Source organism: Acidobacteriota bacterium (assembly GCA_012729555.1).
Taxonomy (GTDB): Bacteria; Acidobacteriota; UBA6911; order UBA6911; family UBA6911; genus UBA6911.
Genome location: JAAYCX010000006.1, coordinates 1 through 2,741, shown reverse-complemented (window position 1 = coordinate 2,741; position 2,741 = coordinate 1). Strand labels below are relative to the sequence as shown.

Sequence of the window (2,741 nt, the reverse complement as noted above, 5' to 3'; positions counted from 1 at the left end):
TGCGTGCCCTTTCCGTCATCAGCAACAAGACCGAAACCATATTCTCGGAATTTCAATATAGGGCCAAGACCTGGCACGAACCCCGCCGGGTTGTGGTCAAAGCAGAGGTGGTACGTTTCCCTGGACGTGACCCGAGAGACAATGCTCGCTATGTCGTGACCAACATCCCGTTCAGGCCGGAGCGCGTTTATGGAATCTATCGCGGCCGCGGGGATGTGGAGAACAAGATCAAAGAATTGCACCATGGCCTCGAGATCGACCGCACGAGCTGCACATCTTTCAAGGCCAATCAGTTCCGGCTTCTGCTGACCTCAGCCGCATACTTGTTGATGCAGGAGATTAGGCGGCTTGCCGCCGGCAGCGAGCTTCAGAACGCTCAGGTATGCACCTTGCGGAATCGCCTCCTGAAGCTGGGAGCCGTCGTCAAACGTTCATTCCGCAGGCTCGTCATTCACCTGCCGTTGAGTTGCCCCTGGGTATCCACCTGGCGCTCGATCGCTGCCGCAGTCGGCGCGCAGCTCTGAATGCTTTCACCCTTCAAACCTGGAAGGAAGTGCGGGCTTGATGGGAGTGGTGTGCGCGTTATCGCCGGGGAGGTAGCCTGACTTTGCTCTCGGGTCCATTCGGGCCCATTTAAATGGTCCTTGGTTACCGTTTTCTCTGAAGTCACCGCCGCAATCTTGTTTCCAAGGAGCCAGGACGGCATTACAATGCTGGTTTCAGTGCGCTTGGTGAATAAAGCGGGTTAAAAGGACTTAAGTCGGCCCGGCCCGGCCGTGGAAGCCATGGACGCCCAGGCTTTTCCGGTACAATGCCATGGCGGCGCCGATGGAACCCTGTTCCCATAGACCCGGCGAAGGCCCATAATGGACTCCTCCTCCATGGACGCATCGGGCCATGGGGCGGACGGAAGATTTTGGGGGAATCGGGATGGGCAACGAGGTTCTGGAATTTGCCGCGGCCATCGGCGCCAGGGATCTGAAATCCTGCCTGGAGGGGACCAGGCTTGAGGGCCTGTTCAAGGGACGGAACTACTTCCTGCTCGACAAGAGCACCTACCTGATCGTCAAGACCAGCCCGGGCGCCGGGGAGGCGCGCTGGGGACTGGGAAAAGACTTTGTCGGTGTTTTCGACCTGCTGACCCAAAAAGCGGGGACCTACTTCTTCGTGGCGCTCGCGTCGAAGCATTCGGGCTGGGTCCTCTCCCGGCGGGAGCTTGCGGACATGATCGCCGACGGCTCCCTGAGCTTCTCGGAAGATCACCTGGAATATCGGCTCACGCGCCACGATCTCGACGACTCCAGCCGCTTCGAGTCGATCGCGGAGTTCCTGCAGAAAATCACGCCCGCGCTCGAAACCGCCCCCGCCCCGCTCCCCCCGCCGGGTTCAGCCTAGACAGCTTGGCAGCGCCCCCGCCCGGTCCCGCGGTAGTTGAAGATCAGGCCGTCGAGAAAGGCCCGGATATCGAGGGCCGGCAACGTGGACCCCGCGCGCAGCAGCCCGATGCAGTAGCAGAGCAGCGGGCCCCCTTCCTGCTGGTACTTGCGCTCGGGGGGGAATTTGATCGCTTGGCAGAAGTCCTCCTGGTGCACGCGCCTGACCGAGCCGTCCGTGCCGATGTCGCGGTCGTAGCGCCGGACGAGGACGCACGGGTGGTCTCCGACGCGGCGGAAGGATGCCTGTGCGACATTCAGCCCGACCTTCGCGTCCCGCCATCAGCGGGCGGAGCGGCAGTTCCGCGACGATCTGTTCCAGTTCCGGCTCATCCAGCATCCGCGCGCGCGTGTCACCGGGGTCGGGAGGGGGCGCATCCTCGGGCAGCAGGCTGACGGCTCCGGCGCATTCGCCTCCGATCCGCTCCAGCATGGCGAAATCGTTGCGCTCGCTGATTCCCAGAATCGCGGCGACCCGTCCCCCTTCCGGTTTCTTCATCCCGCCATTTCTCCGCCGATCGGCCCCGATCCTGTTAAGATAAGAGCTCGGTGCCCGGGCAGTAAAACGCCACGGTTTGAGGAGTCTGATGCCATGAAAAAGATAGTGTCGCTATGTGCTTGGGGGATTCTGGCCGCGCTGACCGCATTCCCGGCCCTGGCCCGGAATGCGCCCGATCGGCCATCGGCCAACTCTGCAGCCCCCTCGAGACCGACGATTCCCGTCTGGCCCGGGACGGCGCCGGGGTCCGAGGATTGGACCCATAGCGAACGGGTCACCGAAGGGCCCGGGGGCTCGAAGGTGTATGCGAACGTCGTCCATCCCACCCTCACGGTCTATCTTCCGGAAAAGGCCGGGGCGAACAGGACGGCCGTCATCCTCTGTCCGGGAGGCGCCATGCGCATGCTGGGGTTCGCCGAGCCGGAACGAACCGCCGAGTGGCTGAACTCCCGGGGCATCGCGGCCTTCATTCTCAAGTACCGGGTCGTGCCCGACGCGCCCGCGGGCGGCGGGCGTCCCCCCGGAGCGCCGCGGGCGGGAATCCCGCAACGAAAGATGCCGATGGGGATGGGGAAGGAACTCTCCTTCAGGGAAATCCTGGACCGGCGCGGCAACGCCAACCCGGCGCCCGACGACCAGGAACATCTCAAGGTCATCGGGATGGCGATCGCGGACGGCCGGCAGGCGATCCGCATCCTCAGGCGGGACGCGGCCAGGTACGGCATCGACCCGAAACGGATCGGCATCCTCGGGTTTTCGGCGGGCGGGGGGGTCGCCATCGGGACCGCCGTGACGGAATCCCCCGACGC

4 protein-coding genes are annotated in these 2,741 nt (G+C 63.8%); 3 read left to right on the top strand and 1 reads right to left on the bottom strand.

The window, feature by feature from the left end:
• The coding region (locus tag GXY47_00715) for a transposase (GenBank protein ID NLV29648.1) at window positions 1-524 on the top strand (524 nt) is incomplete at its 5' end.
• A gap of 406 nt (window positions 525-930) precedes the next feature.
• Complete coding sequence (locus tag GXY47_00710; GenBank protein NLV29647.1) at window positions 931-1,395, top strand: hypothetical protein; 465 nt, start codon at window positions 931-933, stop codon at window positions 1,393-1,395.
• On the opposite strand, the gene GXY47_00705 is transcribed toward GXY47_00710, so the two are convergent.
• Window positions 1,392-1,694: a type II toxin-antitoxin system HipA family toxin gene (locus GXY47_00705; GenBank protein NLV29646.1), complete on the bottom strand. Its 303-nt coding sequence runs from the start codon at window positions 1,692-1,694 to the stop codon at window positions 1,392-1,394. The two genes, GXY47_00710 and GXY47_00705, sit on opposite strands and share 4 nt — an antisense overlap.
• Before the next feature lie 634 nt (window positions 1,695-2,328).
• Here GXY47_00705 and GXY47_00700 point away from each other — a divergent pair.
• A partial coding sequence (locus GXY47_00700; protein NLV29645.1) for an alpha/beta hydrolase fold domain-containing protein occupies window positions 2,329-2,741 on the top strand: 413 nt, incomplete at its 3' end.

Bases quoted from the DNA above. Each gene is read 5' to 3' on its own strand.
- GXY47_00710 (NLV29647.1), top strand. From the start codon at position 931: ATGGGCAACGAGGTTCTGGAATTTGCCGCGGCCATCGGCGCCAGGGAT.